Source organism: Paraburkholderia sp. BR10141 (genome assembly GCF_056155635.1).
Window position 1 is genome coordinate 45746 of record NZ_JBMIQH010000029.1, and the last position, 15691, is coordinate 61436.

A 15691-nucleotide genomic window follows, 5' to 3' on the forward strand; every position below is an offset into this window, starting at 1 on the left:
TGTTGCCTGTCGTGTCATTTCTGTTCTGTGCCGTCGCTTCGATCGTGCAGCCCGTCGTGCAGCCGCATCGTCGATCCGTACTGGCGCTAACGCTTACTTGCCCACCTGATTGCCGATCACGCCACCGACCGCTGCGCCGCCCACGGTCGAGAGCGCATTGCCGCCGATCGCCGCGCCGGCCACGCCACCCACGCCCGCGCCGATCACCGTATCGCGGTCGCGTCTCGACATGTTGTCGCAAGCGCCGAGACTGCCCAGCACGGCGATGAGTGTCGTCACCGTGGGTAGCGTGCGTGCACGTTTGAGCGTATTCATTTTTCGACTCCCTACGCATGATGCGTTCGAGTGTGCGGTGCGGCGTGCGCTGGCACGCACGCTGCGCCTTCGACACCCTCATGCTAGCCACGCGACCCGTATCAGGGTGTGTGCGCTTGTCAGAGAGTTGTGGGAATCGTTAGTAAATGTTTCGGCGGGCGGCGAGCGCCCGCCGGGGCGTAGTGAGCCCTGAGTCAGCCCGAAGTCAGCGCTTACTGGCGCTGATAGATTTCGGCGCCTTGCTTGATGAACTCGACCGCCTTCACTTCCATGCCCTTCTTGAGGGCCTCGTCGTCGCTCACGCCTTGCCTGGCCGCGAAGTCGCGCACGTCCTGGGTGATCTTCATCGAGCAGAAGTGCGGGCCGCACATCGAGCAGAAGTGCGCGACCTTGGCCGAGTCCTTCGGCAGCGTTTCGTCGTGGAACTCGCGCGCCTTGTCCGGATCGAGGCCGAGGTTGAACTGGTCTTCCCAGCGGAACTCGAAGCGCGCCTTCGACAGTGCGTTGTCGCGCACCTGCGCGCCCGGGTGACCCTTCGCGAGATCGGCCGCATGCGCCGCGAGCTTGTACGTGATGATGCCTTCCTTCACGTCGTCCTTGTTGGGCAGGCCCAGGTGTTCCTTCGGCGTGACATAGCAGAGCATGGCCGTGCCGAACCAGCCAATCATCGCAGCGCCGATGCCCGAGGTGATATGGTCGTAGCCCGGCGCGATGTCGGTGGTGAGCGGCCCGAGCGTGTAGAAGGGCGCTTCCTTGCACCAGTCGAGCTGGAGATCCATGTTCTCCTTGATGAGCTGCATCGGCACGTGGCCCGGGCCTTCGATCATCACCTGCACGTCGTGCTTCCACGCGATCTGCGTGAGCTCGCCAAGCGTCTTCAGTTCGCCGAGTTGCGCTTCGTCATTGGCGTCGTAGATCGAGCCGGGACGCAGGCCGTCGCCGAGCGAGAAGCTCACGTCGTATGCCTTCATGATTTCGCAGATCTCTTCGAAATGCTCATAAATGAAGGACTCCTTGTGATGCGCGAGACACCACTTGGCCATGATCGAGCCGCCGCGCGAGACGATGCCCGTCATGCGGTTCGCGGTGAGCGGCACGTATTGCAGGCGCACGCCCGCGTGAATCGTGAAGTAGTCCACGCCCTGCTCGGCCTGCTCGATGAGCGTGTCGCGGAACATTTCCCACGTGAGGTCTTCGGCTTTGCCGTTGACCTTTTCGAGCGCCTGGTAGATCGGCACCGTGCCGATCGGCACTGGCGAGTTGCGGATGATCCACTCGCGCGTTTCGTGAATGTGCTTGCCGGTCGAGAGGTCCATGACCGTGTCGCCGCCCCAGCGGATCGCCCACGTCATCTTGTCGACTTCTTCGCCGATCGACGAAGTGACCGCCGAATTGCCGATGTTCGCGTTGATCTTCACGAGGAAGTTGCGGCCGATGATCATCGGCTCGCTTTCCGGGTGGTTGATGTTCGCCGGAATGATCGCGCGGCCGCGCGCGATTTCGTCGCGCACGAACTCGGGCGTGATTGCCTTGAGCGCGTTCTCGCCGAAAGCGGCTGCGCCGAACGCCTGGCCCGGATGCTGGCGGCCCATCATCGCCGCGAGCTTCGCGCCGTTCGGGCCACTCGCCCTGAGGCTTTCCAGATACTCGGCGCGGCGCTGGTTCTCGCGAATCGCGATGTATTCCATCTCCGGCGTGATGATGCCCTGGCGCGCGTAGTGCATCTGCGTGACGTTCTTGCCGGCCTTCGCGCGGCGCGGCGTGCGGTGCAGGCCGGGGAAGCGCAGTTCGGCCGTCGCTGGGTCGGCGGCGCGCTCGCGGCCGTATTCGGAGGAGAGGCCCGGCAGCGCTTCGGTGTCGCCGCGCTTTTCGATCCAGCCCTGACGCAGCGCAGGCAGGCCCTCACGAATGTCGATCTTCGCTTCAGGGTCGGTGTACGGACCCGAGGTGTCGTAGACGTAGATCGGCGGATTCTTCTCGCCGCCGAAGCCCGTGGGCGTATCCGCCTGCGTGATCTCGCGCATCGGCACGCGGATATCGGGCTGCGAACCGGTCACGTAGATCTTGCGGGAATTGGGCAGCGGCGCGATCGCGGCTTCGTCGACGTGCGCGTTGGCGGAAATGAACTTCGGATTCGCGTTCATGCGTCTCTCTCTCCATGCAAAGCAAAGTGGGAACAGCGGCTTAGCAGGAGACGAGACGGAACGTGGACGGACTTCGCTGTGATGAGGTGAGGCGCTGAGCGATGTTGCGAAGTCCGGACGCTTCCCTGCGCTGGCATTATCCAGATCAGGTTCAAAGGGTATTTCTCACCCGCGAAATACGCTGCACGACTTTCGTTCGATGCGGCGCATGACGCAGGACCCCCGCGTAAGCAAGGCCAAACGATACACCGCGCTGCGACGATCTGGCAAGTGCCATCTCGCGCGCGATGTGCCAGGCGCGGGGTATCGCGATGTGTAGTGTGGCCCCAGCTTACAGCGTGAAATCCTTCGAAGCTTCCGGCTGAAACAGGATGCGCTCGATCTTCAGGGTTTCGACCGCGCCGCCCGGCGTCGTGAAGCGCACGGCGTTGCCGCGTTTCGCGCCGAGGAGCGCGAGACCCGCGGGTGAGAACACGTTCAGGCGCCCGGCGTCGACGTTCGCCTCATGCGGATAGACGACGGTGTACGTGAGGGATGCGCCGTTACGCTCGTCCACGAGCGTGACCTGCGAGTTCATCGTCACGACGTTGGCGGCCATGTCGCGCGATTCCACGATCACGGCGTGCTCGAGGAGTTCGTCGAGCATGGCCTGGCGCGCGGGTGCGGCGCCGGGTTCGGCGGCGCATTTTTCGAGGCGGGCGACATCGAGTTCGGTGAAGTAACGGATTTTCTTCGACATGGCAGTCTTCCTTGCGATCCAGAAAAGATTCGAGGTAACGGCGAGGGCTGGGAGCGAATTCGCGCAATCGGGCGCGGGCCGCAGCGGGGCGTAACGGGGCGTAACGGATCGGCCCGGAGCCCGACCGACCGGCTCCGATGGGTTGGGGGAGGCGGTTCAGTGCGGACGCCGGGCGGCGTAAAGCGGAGCGGAGAGAGTAGCTAGGTCGCGCGCTCGGGTGTCGAGAGGCCACGGCGCCGTTCGCTCGCGCTCGGCGCGTACGCGTGCCGACGCGCCGCGCAAATGACGCGGCGGCAAGGCGAATACGGGACGCGAAACGAGCGAAAGCATGGCGAGCGGCGTGTATGAAATCCGGTTGGTGAAAGTTAAGCGAAAGGTTTTGTCATGCTAGCACGGTCTTCCCAGCGCGGCGCAACGCGGCCGTTACACGGCAATATAGTGCGCGATCCACGGTCCTCGCTTGCGCCGCTCACACTGTGACGCGCACGCAACGAATCGCTGCGCATAAAGCATCCTGAAAGCATCCGCAACACCCGGCGTTGTTGCATAATGCGCTTCGCCCGTCCCGGGTGTCCTTCGTACTCCGTTTTTTTTCGCGTTTTTGCGCATCTGCACCATGCCGTCGAGCTTCACACGTCCCGCCACCTTGCTGCCGGGGCGACCGCGGTCCTGCCTTTCACCTGCCGCGGTGAATTGACGATGCCTCCCCGTTTGCCTTTCCACGTGAACACTCAATCTTTATTCGCCGGGGCCCAGCACGTCGCAGCCGCGCTATGGCGTTTCGCGCGTGCCGTACGGCTGCCGCAATCGCGCACCGGGCGCGTTGCGCTCTCGCTCGCCGTCGTCTACTTCGTTTGGGGCTCGACGTATCTCGGCGTGAAAGTCGCGCTCGATTCTTTCCCGCCGCTCCTGCTTTCCGGCTTGCGCAATCTGCTCGCCGGGATCGGCCTGCTCGTCTTCGCCATGCGCCGGCGGCCCGTCATGCCAACGCTGCTCGAAGTGCGCAACGCGGGCGTGGTGGGCACGCTGCTCGTGGGCCTGTCGAGCGGCATGCTCGCCTACGGCATGCGTACCGTGGGCACTGGCAAGGCGGCCGTGATGGTCGCCACGGTGCCGCTCTTTGCGACCGTGATCTCGGCGGTCACCGGGCGGCGCGTGGCAAAGGCCGAATGGGCCGCGGTCGCGCTCGGCCTCGTCGGCATCGCCATCCTGAGCCACGGCGGCGCCGCGGCCGGCTCGGCGGGCGGCAGCCTCGCGATTCTGTGCGGCGCGCTCTTCTGGGCAATCGGCGCGCATCTGGCGGGCAAGCTCACGTTGCCGACCGATCTCTTCGTCGCGACGGCGCTGCAGATCGGCCTGGGCGGCGCCATTTCGACGACGGTCGCGTGGATCAGCGGCGAACGCATGGGCGAGCTGCATTTCCTGCCGCTCGTGGCGTTTCTCTACCTGCTTTTCATCGGCACGATGGCGGCCTACGTCGCGTATGGCTACCTGATCCGCCATACCAGCCCGCTCGTCGCGAGCAGTTGCATGTACGTGAATCCCGTTGTTGCCGTCGCACTCGGCGCGCTGCTGCTCGGCGAGCCGGTCACGAGCGCAACCGTTGTCGCGACCGTGCTGATTCTCGGCAGCGTGGGTCTGTCGTTCCTGTTCGACGACCGCCGCCGCACTGCCTGAGTTCATCCTGCCTTCGCGACGCGCCTCGCGTCGTCGCGCCGCGTTGCGTGCGCGGCCGCTGCGCATGCGAGGCGCACAGCGGCCGCGACTTCGTCGTTCACCGGTGATCGATGCCGGTAGCGTACGTACGAGCTACGCGCACGCGTTAGCCGTCATTCCGGCGCCTTTACCGTTTGCCGGACACTATTTTGCCTTTTCCGCCGAATTCGTGAGGGCGTGGCCGCCTGCGGAAACGTCCTCGCCGGCACCCGCCATCGTGTTGCAAGCCGAGAGCGCTGCCAGCGATGCGGTAACGAGAAAGAGGGCAATCAGGCGTTTCATGAGGAAGTCCTCCACGGTGTCAAAGGAGATCACTCTCCAGCATGTCTCGTGCCCGGTCATTTGTGCCGCCATGCGTCTGCGTGTGCGCAGGCGTCGGGTCCGCGGCTTGCGCTAGCGCTGACGCAGGCGCGACATAGCGCAGCACATCCGCCCACGAGGAGGACTACGCCATGCTTCACTACGCCATCGTGTTTTTCATCATCGCGATCATCGCCGCCGTGTTCGGCTTCACGGGAATCGCTGCGGGCGCGGCCGAAATCGCCAAGATCCTGTTCTATATCTTCCTCGTGGTCTTCGTCGTCACGTTGCTGCTAGGCGTGATGCACCGATGACGCGCGCATGCGAAACCCAATCCCACTCATGCATGTCATGTTCGAAGGAGAGTCAGATGTCGAAGACACACGCTTCGTTTGAGTTCGATCTCAAGCGCGTACGCGATGAGGCGCGCCGCAATCTCGACCAGGGGCCGGTCACGTCGGACTACCCCGCGAATCGCGAGACCGTGCTCAAGTTGCTCAACGATTCGCTCGCCACGGAGCTCGTGTGCGTGCTGCGCTACAAGCGGCACCATTTCATGGCGAAGGGCATCGAGTCCGAGTCGGTGGCGGCCGAGTTTCTCCAGCACGCGACTGAGGAGCAGCAGCACGCCGATATGCTCGCGGCCCGGATCGTGCAGCTAGGCGGCGAGCCAGACTTCTCGCCGGCAACGCTGCTCGAGCGCTCGCACTCGGAATACAAGGAAGGGGTCGACCTGAAGGACATGATCCGCGAGAATCTGATCGCGGAGCGCATCGCCATCGAGAGCTATCGCGCGATCATCAATTATCTCGGTCATGACGACACCACGACGCGACGCATCTTTGAGGAAATCCTCGCGACGGAGGAAGAGCACGCCGACGATATGACCGATTTGCTGTATGCGAGCAAATAACGCCTGACGCTAGCCCTCAGGAAGAAGTCCGCGCGCCCGCGCCCATGCGCGGGCGCGTTGCATGGTGAATCCAGCCGGCGAGCGCCGTGAATGCGATGCCCGCTGCGCACACGCCGATCCAGCCGAATGCGTGCCACGCGGTTACGCCCACGGCGGAACCGGTCGCGCCGCCAATGAAGTAGCAGACCATGAACACCGTATTCACGCGGCTGCGCGCCTCGGGGCGCAGCGCGTAGATGCGCGACTGATTCGAGATCTGCGCGGCCTGCACGCCCACGTCGAGCACGATCACGCCGATCACGAGGCCAATCAGGCTCGTGCCGGAGAATGCGAAGATCACGAACGCGAGCGCCATCAGCGCGATCGACATCGTGATGACCGCGCGCGGCCCGCGCTTGTCGGCGGAGCGGCCCGCCATCGGCGCGGCCAGCGCGCCCGCCGCACCGACGATGCCGAACAGGCCCGCCGCCTGCGGCCCGAGATGGAACGGCTCGCCCGCGAGCAGCAGCGTGAGCACGGGCCAGAAGAGGCTGAACGCGGCGAAGAGGCAGGCGCCGGTCGCCGATGCTTCACGCAGTCCGGGCAGCTCCAGCACGAGATGCCACATCGAGCCGAGCAGCTTGCCGTAGCCGAGCGTCGAGGTCGGCTGGCTCTTCGGCAACTTTTTCACGATGACGAGCGCGAGCACGAGCAGCGCGACGATCGACGCGCCGAATACCGCGCGCCAGCCGAAGTACTGACCGACGAAACCGGCCGCCGTACGCGCGAGCAGGATGCCGAGCAAGAGGCCGCTCATCACCGTGCCCACCGCGTGGCCGCGCGCCTCGGGCGGCGCGAGTTCCGCGGAAAACGGCACGGCCTGCTGCGCGATGGTGGAGAGGATGCCGATCGCGAGGCTCGCGCCGACCAGCACGGCAAGCGAGGGCGCCGTGGCCGCGACGAGCAGCGCCACGCACAGGCCGGCGGTTTGCAGCAGGATGATGCGGCGGCGGTCGTAGCGGTCGCCGAGCGGCGCGAGCAGCAGCATGCCCGCTGCGTAGCCGAGCTGGGTGCCGGCCGGCACGGCGCCGATCCACGCGGCGCCGGCCGGGAAGCTCTGGCGGAAATCGTCGAGCAGCGGCTGGTTGAAGTAGATGTTCGCGACCGTGACGCCCGCGATGGTCGCGAGCAGGAGCAGCAGGCCGCGCAGCGACTGGCTTGCGCCAGCGGTTGCGGAATCAGGTGTGGACATGTGCGATGCGGGCGGCGCCCGGTGATGCGAAAGGCAGGCTTCGAGCGTGCCGATCATACCGGAGCGCGCACAATCGCGCTGGCGGCCCGGGAGCGGGCCGCCTGTCGCGCTTTCAGGCAATCAGCTTGCCCGAGGGCTCGTAGAACGGATACGGTCCGTCGAATGGATCGACGTAGCCATGATGCGTGACGATCCCGCCCCGCGGATCGTAGCGATGCAGCGCGAAGGCGGGCGGCTCCAGCGTGAAGGTGGAGGGCGCATCGGGTGCGAGGTCGAGTGTGACCTGGTGGGCCGGCGCCGGCACGGCCGCAGCGATCGTGCCGCCGAAGCGCACGAACATGGGCCGGTGCACGTGGCCGCACAGCACGCGCTCGACATTGGGATGGTGCGCCACGAGCGCTTCGAGCGCCTGCGCGGCACTGTCGTCGAGCCGAATCGCATCCATGTGGCCGATGCCGCAGTCGAACGGCGGGTGATGGAGTGCGACGATCACGGGCTTGCCGCGCGCCGCATCGAGCTGCTGCGCGAGCCACGCGAGGCGCGTCGCGCAGAGTGTGCCCGCGCTTTGCCCCGGCTGCATGGAGTCGAGCGCGATCACGCGTAGCGCGCCGAGGTCAACGGCGTACTGGATGAACTCGCCGCCTTCGCGCAGTTCGGGCCGATCGGCGAATACTTCGCGCAGCGGCTCGCGCGCGTCGTGGTTGCCGATCAGGAGCCAGTACGGAATCTCGAGCGTGTCGAGCAGCGATTTGAGGTGCCGGTATTCCTCGACCGAGCCCTGGTCGACGAGGTCGCCGGTCATGAGCACCGCGTCGGGGCGCGGCGTGAGCGCGTTCAACCGCGCGATGGTGCGTGCGAGGCTCGCGGCCGTATCGACGCGGCGATAGGCGAGCGCGCCCGGTGGCTTGATGTGCAGGTCGCTGATCTGGGCGAGCAGCATGGTAGTCCTCATTGAGTAAGAATTACGCGAGCGCGATGAGCGCTTCAGGGGCAATCGAAATGCCGACCGGCGTGCCGCGCGCCAGCTCGACTCGGCCCGCCACGTCGACGAGCAGGGCATCGGGCGCCGCGCCGCCGATCGTGAGCCGCGTGCGCTCGCCGAGAAAGGTCGCCTGCTCGATCACGCCGCGTAGCTGCGCGCCGACAGGGTCGGCGAGCGTGGCGTCTTCGGGGCGGAAATACAGCTCGGCGGCGCCGCTCGTCTGGTACGGGCCGGCCGGCACGGCGCCGCCGCTCGTGCGCAGCATGCCACCTTGCCATTCTCCGGCGATCCGGTTGAGCGTGCCGACGAACTGCGCGACCGCACGGCTCGCAGGCCGGAAATAGATCTCGCGCGGCGTGCCGATCTGCTCGATGCGGCCTGCGCTCATCACGACGATGCGGTCGCCCAGCTCCATCGCCTCGGCCTGATCGTGCGTGACGTAGACCGTCGTCACGCCCAGCTCGCGCAACAGCGCGTTCATCTCGCTGCGCAAGGTGTCGCGCAGGCGCGCATCGAGCGCGGTGAGCGGCTCGTCCAGCAGCAGTACACGCGGGCGTGGTGCGAGCGCGCGTGCGAGCGCCACGCGCTGGCGCTGGCCGCCCGAAAGCTGGTTGATGGGCTTGGTCGCGTGCGCTTCGAGACGCATCATCGCGAGCAATTCGTCCACGCGTGCGCGCGCGTCGGCGGCGGGAACGCGCTGGATTTTCAGGCCATAGCCGATGTTGCCGCGCACGTCGAGGTTCGGAAAGAGGGCGTAGTTCTGGAACACCATGCCGACCTTGCGCTGCTCGATCGGCAGCGCGGTCACGTCCTCGTCGCCAAAGGCCACGCGGCCGCCGGCGTCGGGCGTTTCCAGACCCGCGATCATGCGCAGCGTGGTGGTCTTGCCGCAGCCCGAAGGGCCGAGCAGCACGAGCGTTTCGCCGGCGCCGATCGCGAGGTCGAGCGGTTCGAGCACGCGCGTGCCGCGAAACGTCTTCGCGCAGCGCGTGAGCGTAATCGGGATCGGTTCGAGTTTCATTCGGAATCCTTGTCGCTATTTTGCTGGCCTGCGAGGCGCTGCTTGCCAGAGGGCTTTCCCGAGGCGCCGGGCACGTCCACGCCGAGCCATTGCATCGCCACGAGCAGCGGCATCGTCATGACGAAGAAGAGGATCGTGTAGGCGCTGCCCACTTCGATGCGCAGCGACGCGTAAGTGTCCGCGAGGCCGACTGGCAGCGTTTTGGTGTCGGGCGTGTGCAACATCCAGGTGAGATTGAATTCGCCGATCGAAAGCGTGAGCACCGCGAGCGCGCCCGCCACGATGCCGGGCCGTGCATTGGGCAGCACGATGGTCGTGAAGCGCTGCCAGAAGCTCGCACCGAGGCTCGCCGCGCCTTCTTCGAGCGTGCGCAGGTCCGCCGACGCGCACACGGCTGCCACGGGCCGCACCATGAACGGCAGCGTGAACACCACGTGGCCGACCACGATGAATGCCGCGCTCATGCGAAAGGTGCTGAAGCCGCCGTACACCACGAGCAGGGCGAGCGCCGAAGCGAGGCCGGGCAGGGCAACGGGCAGCACGAGCAATTCCTCGATCAGACGCGAGAGGCGCGTGCGGCTGCGTGCGAGCGCATAGCCCGCGGGCACGCCGGTCGCGAGCGTGATGACGAGCGTGGCGGCCGCCACTTCGAGCGAGAGAAAGACGCTCGCGTGATACTGCGTCCAGACCTGGTCGAGCCAGCGCAGCGTAAGGCCGCTCGCGACGCCGCGAAAATAGTTGACGGTAAGCCCCGCGACGATCGACATCACCACGGGCACGATGAGAAATGCGCAGGTGGCGAGCGTGACGAGCCATTGCGCGCACGCAATCCATGCGCGCACCGAGGGCCGGGCGAAGCGCCGCCGCGCGGCGGGCGGCTGGCCGGGCGCTTCGTGCATGTCTTGCGCAGCCGCTGCGGCGGGATTGACGACCGAATTCATTCTGGAGTCCTCGAAAGCCACAGCGTGCTCATGCCGTGGCCGCGACGGCCGCGCCCGTCACGCTGCGCGCGAGCGTGAGCACCGCCCACGTCACGAGACCGAGCACGATCGAAAGGCCGGCTGCCGTGACCATGTTCGCGTTGAGCGTGAACTCGGTATAGATCGTCATCGGCAGGACGTCGATGTCGGTGGCGAGCGTGAAGGCCGTGCCGAACGCGCCCATCGCGGTCGCGAAGCAGATCGCTCCTGCGGCGACGAGGCCGGGCGCGAGCGCGGGCAGGATCACATCGCACAGCAGGCGCCACGACGACGCGCCAAGCGATCGCGCGGCCTCTTCGAGCGAGCCGTCGAGCTGGCTTGCGCAGGCCATCACGGTCACGATCACGCGCGGAATCGAAAAGTACAGATAGCCCGCGAAGAGTCCCGCCATCGAGTACGCGAACACCCAGCGCTCGCCGGTGAGCCGCAGCGAGAGCGCGCCGATGAGCCCCTGGCGGCCGGCGAGCATGATCACCATGAAGCCGACCACCACGCCCGGAAACGCCAGCGGAAACGTGAGCAGCGCGACGAGCGCGCGGCGCCCCGCGAATGTGCGCCGTGCGAGCAGAAGGCCGCAGATCGTCGAGATCACGAGCGTTGCCGCGGTCACAGCGGCCGAAAGCGCGATAGTCGCGCCAAGGCTCCTCATGTAACGGCCATTCGTCAGCAGTGCGCGATAAGTTTCGATGAAGTGCCCGTCGGCGCTCACCTGCACGAGTGCGATCATCGGCAGCAGCCAGAAGGCGAGGAACACCGCGAGCGCGGGCGCGATGAGCGCCACACGCCAGCGCAGCGGAAAAGTGAGGTCATGCATGGAAGTGATCGGCTGGGGTATCAGTGCATGATCTGCAGATAGCGCTCGCCGAACGCCTGCTGCTGCGCCGCCATCTTCGCGAAGTCCACGGGTTTTGCGCGTGCATAATCGCTCGCGGGCAGGAACTTCGACGCGGCTTCCGGCGAGAGCGCGCTTGCGCGCACCGGGCGCAGGTAGGCATTGGCCCAGAGCTTCTGGCCTTCGTCGGACAGCACGAAGTCGAGCACCTTCTTGCCGTTCGCTTCGTGCGGGCCGTTCTTCACGAGGCTCATCACGTAGGGCACCGAAATCGTGCCTTCCTTGGGGATCACGAACTCGACGTTTGCGTGGTCCTTGTACATGGCGCGGTAGGCGTCGAAGTCGTAGTCGAGCAGGATCGGAATCTCACCCGACAGCACGCGCGCGTAGGCGGTCTGCTTCGGCACGATCGGCTGGTTGGCCTTGAGCTTGCCGAACCATTCGAAAGCGGGCTGGAAGTTGTCGAGCGTGCCGCCCAACGCGAGATTCACGGCTACCGCGCCCGCATAACCCACGAAGGCGCTCGATGGATCGAGGTAGCCGACCATGCCCTTGTACTCGGGCTTGAGGAGATCGGCCCACGAACGCGGCACCGGCTTGCCTTCGAGCGCGTCCTTGTTGACGAAAAAGCCGAGCGTGCCCGAGTGGATGGCGAACCAGTAGCCTTGCGGGTCCTTCAGGTCGGCGGGAATGTCGTTCCAGTGCGCGGGCTTGTACGGCGTGATCACGCCCTTGTCCTTCGCCTGGAATGCCGATGACACGCCGAGATAAACGACATCGGCGACCGGGCTCTTCTGCTCGGCCATCAGTTGTGCGATGGATTGGCCGGAGTTCTTGTTGTCGAACGGCACGCGAATACCGGTCTCTTTCTGGATCGCCTGGATCTGGCTCGCCCAGTCGGCCCATTCGGGCGGACAGTTGTAGCAGATGGCGGTCTGATCGGCCTGCGCCGTCAGTGGCGCGGCAAATCCGGCTACGAGGGCGGCGGCGCTCGCGGCGAGCGGCAGCGCGCGGGAGGAGCGGGCGAAGCGGGTCAGGCGCCGCACGGGTGCGGCTAGCGTGCGCAGGACGGCGCGCACGGGCACAAGCGAAAGCGGGCCGGCAAAGGCGAGTCGGCTGGTCAAGGCAGGTCTCCAGGTCGGTTGCGAGAGCGTTCTGGTGGATGAGGGCCGCGTGCGTGCACGGCCCCGGATTGTTCGGCTGGTTCGGTTTGTTCCTCAGACGCGCCACTGACTCACGAGAGCGCGCCGCCGAGTTCGAGGCCGCGATCGATCGCGCTTCCATGCGCGCCGAGCGGCGCGTGCGCGATCGCCGCGATGGTGCCGCCGGTGCGCAAGGTGTGCGGCAGCGTATTGGCGAGCGGCCCCGCATACTGGCCGCCGATGCGCGCCATCAGGCATTGCCACGCTTCGCAGCCGATGTCGCGGTTCGGCGTGCCGATGCTCGCAAGCGGCGGCGCGAGCAGTTCGCTCATCGCGAGGCCGTCGAAGCCGAGAATCGACATGTCCTGCGGCACGCGCAGGCGGGCGCGGCGCAGTCCGCGCATCACGACCATGGCCAGCAGGTCGTTGCTGCAGAAGAGGGCCGTGGGCCGCGCGGGCCCGCTCGTCAGATGTGCGAGCACCGAAGGCGCAAGCTCTTGCGCGTTGAAATCGACTTCGAGGGCCGGCGCGGGCGTGAGGCCGGCCTGCTGCATTGCGAGGGCATAGCCCGCATGGCGCTGGCGCGCGCGGTCGGAGGCGGCGAGCGTGCCGGCCAGCATGAGGATGCGGCGATGCCCGTGCGCGATGAGCATGCGCACGCCGTCGCAGGCGGCCTGGTGGTTGTCCACCGACACCGAAGGGCGCCGTTTCGTGTCGTTGTGCATCAGCACGTAGAGCGGGCCGTCCGCGTCGAGTTCGTCGAGCAGGGGATGGGTGTCGGCGTCGGCGACGGTCAGGATCAGCCCCTCGACACGTTGCGCGCGCAACGTCTCGATCGCATGACGCTCGCGTTCGGCGTCGTACTGCGTGGTCATCAGCATGAGGCGAAAGCCCTGCGCCGCGGCGAGTTCGTCGATGCCCTGCAGGCACTCGGCGAACACCGGATTGGCGAGCGTGGGCAGCACCACGCCGATCAGACGCGTGCGCTCGCCGCGCAACTGGCGGCCGAGCGGGTTCGGGCGGAACTTCAGCGCGTCGATTGCTTCGCGCACCCGCGCGAGCGTGACGGGGTTGACCGTATGAGGCGCATTGATCGCGCGCGACACGGTGGCGATCGAGAATCCGGCGTGTGCGGCGACATCCTTGATGGTTGGCGTCATGCGATCGGCCCCGGCGTCGTATGTAAACGTTTTCGATGGGGCCGATTATGAAAAATGCGTATGACCGGCAGATGACGGATGCGGTCCCCCGTCCCGCCTTTGGGAGGTGCGCCGGGCAATGGTAGAATCGCGTCCGCCCTGCCGGGGTGATGAAATTGGTAAACATAGCGGACTTAAGAAACGATTGAGTGCCCGACCGGAAACGGCCGGTGCAGAACCCCTCAAATTCGGCGAAACCCCTGGGCCTGGAAGCGCGTCGCGCGCGAGGCGCCGAGGCAACGCCGAGCCAAGCCGGCTGCCGCGCAAAGCGGTGGTCAGGAAGGTGTAGAGACTAGACGGGGGGCGCCTAAGGCCAGGCGCGGCGTGAGATTACGCGGCGCTCAGCGACGGTGAAGGCATAGTCCAGCGCACGAACGCGCGCCCATGCATGGCGCGCGGCGTCGAAAGACGTGGTGTGACGAAAATCCGCCGCCTTACGGCTTGCCGGTTCGAGTCCGGTCCCCGGCACCAGATGTTGTTGTTCCAGCGAATGCCGCTGGATTCCCGAAACCCGCGATAGCTTCAGGCTTCGCGGGTTTTTCATTTGCATGGCTAAATCCGTGCGGGCGCACGAAGGGATCTGGCTACACCGAAGAGAAAAACAGGATAGGGCGGGAAAAGCCCGGGGCAGCCGCGCAGAATGGCGGCGCGAGGATCAGTCGGGCGCCGCGCCGCAACCAGGCGCTTGCGCGCTCAGCGACTACCGATCTTCCCGGTGAGAGGATTGATCAGCCTTGCGAACCCGAACAATGCCGCGATGCCGAAGGGGCAGGCGATAAAGAATGCGGTCAACATGACGCGGCCCTAAACGTAACAAAATGTATCGTCAGTTTAGCGCGGTCATGCGATTTGGGTATCAGGGTGAACGACAACAAACTATTGCGCCATCTCGAGCAATCTGGTCTGCAACAGCGCGCTAACGGGCTGCAACGCCCGTTTGACGCGGATGCGCGAGAAGACTATGCGGTCCCCCTCAGATGCAGTCGAAGATGACTTCTACTGTCTGGGACGTCATGCCGCGCACGCCTTCGCTGTGGATCTCGACCGTATGCAACTGCTTCTTCCGTTTTTCGCAGTAGTCCTCGGCTTCGCTGAGCCCGACTGCGCGCACGTGGTTCCACGAGACAAGCTCCCAGCGCGCGCGGCTCGTGACGGTGAGATGCCCATCCTGTCTCGAATTGACGGCCGTTACCGATGTGCACGCCGCCAGCATGCTGACTCCAAACAACAGGATGCAACCTTTCATAGATTCTCCGTGGTCCGCGAGCATTCTCGCCGCCAACCCGGGGAATTGGCAACCCGCAGCGGTGCGTCCCGGCGCGCCGGGTTTGCTTGACGCTGTGGAACCGCCCGCGCCTGCGTCAACGAGCGGGAGCGACTGAGCGGTGCCTGCGGAGGTATCGACTTCGGGTGGCGCGGATGCGCGTGAACTTACGGGCGTCAGCGCAAGTCGACGACTTGTCGCACCTGAGGTCAAGGGCGAAGGTGTCGGGCAGCCGGGCGTTGGCTTCGGGTCGGTAATCGGGGCGGCCGCGGACATCGAGGTCCGCCGTGGCGGGCGTGTGACCCTGTCCAGCCGAATGGTGAACGGCGTTCGGCGGGGTGGTCATGAGCGCGCTCCGGCGGTGGGGCCGCGAGCGAGCGCGGTACCACGTGTCGCGCCGTTAAACCGCGCCCACGCCGCGAAACGCGGCTGGGCGCTCGCGGCGTGGGCGCTCAGTCATTGGCGCTCAGTCGTGGGCGATCAGGTCGCCGACTTGACCCTGGCCTGAAACGAGACAGGAAGAGAGGAAGTTTTCGCTCTGGGCGCTCGCACCGTGTTCGCCGAATCCGCGCACGAGGGCTTCGGCCTTGACGAGTGCGGAGCCCTGGGCACAGGTAAGCGAGCCAGCCTCGTGAGCCTGCACACGTGTCATGGCACGATTCGCGAGGAGGAGTGCGAGGACGACGACAACACCAACGTTGAATGCTTGTCTCATGATTCCGTCTCCTTGTGCATTGAGACTATCTCAGCCGTTCGGCGTCCGAATCCAGGAGTTTCCCGGCGATGCACTGCAGCACATGCGGCGCACAAGAACCGTTTTCATGCGGTCTGCCTAATGCTTCGGCATCCTTTGCTTGCACCCCGCACGCCGCGGCGCCTTGAGCAGCGCGGCACGGTAAAAAGGCGCCGGTAC

17 protein-coding genes and 1 riboswitch are annotated in these 15691 nt (G+C 65.9%); of the genes, 3 read left to right on the forward strand and 14 right to left on the reverse strand.

Translation table 11 applies throughout. The features are described from left to right. Positions 1-93 precede the first annotated feature (93 nt). The 3 genes from ACOJB8_RS30820 to ACOJB8_RS30830 all read right to left on the reverse strand — a co-directional run bounded on the left by ACOJB8_RS30820 (position 94) and on the right by ACOJB8_RS30830 (position 3198). The gene (locus ACOJB8_RS30820; RefSeq protein ID WP_475015981.1) at positions 94-315 is read right to left on the reverse strand and encodes a glycine zipper 2TM domain-containing protein; all 222 of its coding nucleotides are present in this window, start codon (positions 313-315) and stop codon (positions 94-96) included. A gap of 212 nt (positions 316-527) precedes the next feature. Then, the gene (thiC, locus tag ACOJB8_RS30825; protein WP_475015983.1) at positions 528-2459 is read right to left on the reverse strand and encodes a phosphomethylpyrimidine synthase ThiC; all 1932 of its coding nucleotides are present in this window, start codon (positions 2457-2459) and stop codon (positions 528-530) included. A gap of 104 nt (positions 2460-2563) precedes the next feature. Continuing rightward, positions 2564-2693: riboswitch (TPP riboswitch) on the reverse strand. A gap of 97 nt (positions 2694-2790) precedes the next feature. Next, positions 2791-3198: a GreA/GreB family elongation factor gene (locus tag ACOJB8_RS30830; RefSeq protein WP_069268168.1), complete on the reverse strand. Its 408-nt coding sequence runs from the start codon at positions 3196-3198 to the stop codon at positions 2791-2793. Positions 3199-3921: 723 nt separating this feature from the next. Here ACOJB8_RS30830 and ACOJB8_RS30835 point away from each other — a divergent pair. After that, entirely contained in the window at positions 3922-4875 is a 954-nt protein-coding gene (locus tag ACOJB8_RS30835; RefSeq protein ID WP_475015985.1) for an EamA family transporter, read from the forward strand. A 183-nt stretch (positions 4876-5058) separates the two neighbouring features. On the opposite strand, the gene ACOJB8_RS30840 is transcribed toward ACOJB8_RS30835, so the two are convergent. Further along, positions 5059-5196 carry an entericidin A/B family lipoprotein gene (locus ACOJB8_RS30840; protein ID WP_042264962.1) on the reverse strand — a complete coding sequence of 46 codons (138 nt, stop codon included), beginning with the start codon at positions 5194-5196 and terminating at the stop codon, positions 5059-5061. Between the two features lie 170 nt (positions 5197-5366). Here ACOJB8_RS30840 and ACOJB8_RS30845 point away from each other — a divergent pair, with 170 nt between their 5' ends. After that, complete coding sequence (locus ACOJB8_RS30845) at positions 5367-5528, forward strand: DUF1328 family protein (protein WP_028204224.1); 162 nt, start codon at positions 5367-5369, stop codon at positions 5526-5528. A 56-nt stretch (positions 5529-5584) separates the two neighbouring features. Beyond that, on the forward strand, positions 5585-6127 hold the full coding sequence (locus ACOJB8_RS30850) for a ferritin-like domain-containing protein (protein WP_256094991.1): 543 nt from the start codon (positions 5585-5587) through the stop codon (positions 6125-6127). A gap of 16 nt (positions 6128-6143) precedes the next feature. Here the strand turns inward: ACOJB8_RS30850 and ACOJB8_RS30855 are convergent, their stop codons facing one another. The 10 genes from ACOJB8_RS30855 to ACOJB8_RS30900 form a co-directional block, all read right to left on the reverse strand. Next, a complete protein-coding gene (locus tag ACOJB8_RS30855; protein WP_069268203.1) occupies positions 6144-7358 on the reverse strand; it encodes an MFS transporter in 1215 nt (404 codons plus the stop codon). A 112-nt stretch (positions 7359-7470) separates the two neighbouring features. Further along, entirely contained in the window at positions 7471-8298 is an 828-nt protein-coding gene (locus tag ACOJB8_RS30860; RefSeq protein WP_342945923.1) for a phosphodiesterase, read from the reverse strand. Positions 8299-8320: 22 nt separating this feature from the next. Continuing rightward, a complete protein-coding gene (locus ACOJB8_RS30865; protein ID WP_069268165.1) occupies positions 8321-9361 on the reverse strand; it encodes an ABC transporter ATP-binding protein in 1041 nt (346 codons plus the stop codon). Next, positions 9358-10302, reverse strand: coding sequence for an ABC transporter permease (locus ACOJB8_RS30870; protein WP_475015988.1), 945 nt, complete (start codon positions 10300-10302; stop codon positions 9358-9360). The genes ACOJB8_RS30865 and ACOJB8_RS30870 overlap by 4 nt, the downstream gene beginning before the upstream one ends. A 28-nt stretch (positions 10303-10330) precedes the next feature. Next, positions 10331-11155 (reverse strand): ABC transporter permease, encoded by an 825-nt coding sequence (locus ACOJB8_RS30875; protein ID WP_475015990.1) that lies wholly within the window; start codon positions 11153-11155, stop codon positions 10331-10333. 20 nt (positions 11156-11175) lie between these two features. Further along, the gene (locus ACOJB8_RS30880; protein ID WP_475016025.1) at positions 11176-12180 is read right to left on the reverse strand and encodes an ABC transporter substrate-binding protein; all 1005 of its coding nucleotides are present in this window, start codon (positions 12178-12180) and stop codon (positions 11176-11178) included. A gap of 227 nt (positions 12181-12407) precedes the next feature. After that, positions 12408-13475: a LacI family DNA-binding transcriptional regulator gene (locus ACOJB8_RS30885; RefSeq protein WP_475015992.1), complete on the reverse strand. Its 1068-nt coding sequence runs from the start codon at positions 13473-13475 to the stop codon at positions 12408-12410. Between the two features lie 346 nt (positions 13476-13821). After that, entirely contained in the window at positions 13822-14064 is a 243-nt protein-coding gene (locus ACOJB8_RS30890; protein WP_406952089.1) for a hypothetical protein, read from the reverse strand. Between the two features lie 423 nt (positions 14065-14487). Then, entirely contained in the window at positions 14488-14760 is a 273-nt protein-coding gene (locus tag ACOJB8_RS30895; protein WP_069268162.1) for a hypothetical protein, read from the reverse strand. 484 nt (positions 14761-15244) lie between these two features. Next, positions 15245-15493, reverse strand: a complete 249-nt coding sequence (locus tag ACOJB8_RS30900; RefSeq protein ID WP_475015994.1) for a hypothetical protein — start codon at positions 15491-15493, stop codon at positions 15245-15247. Between the last annotated feature and the right edge of the window lie 198 nt (positions 15494-15691).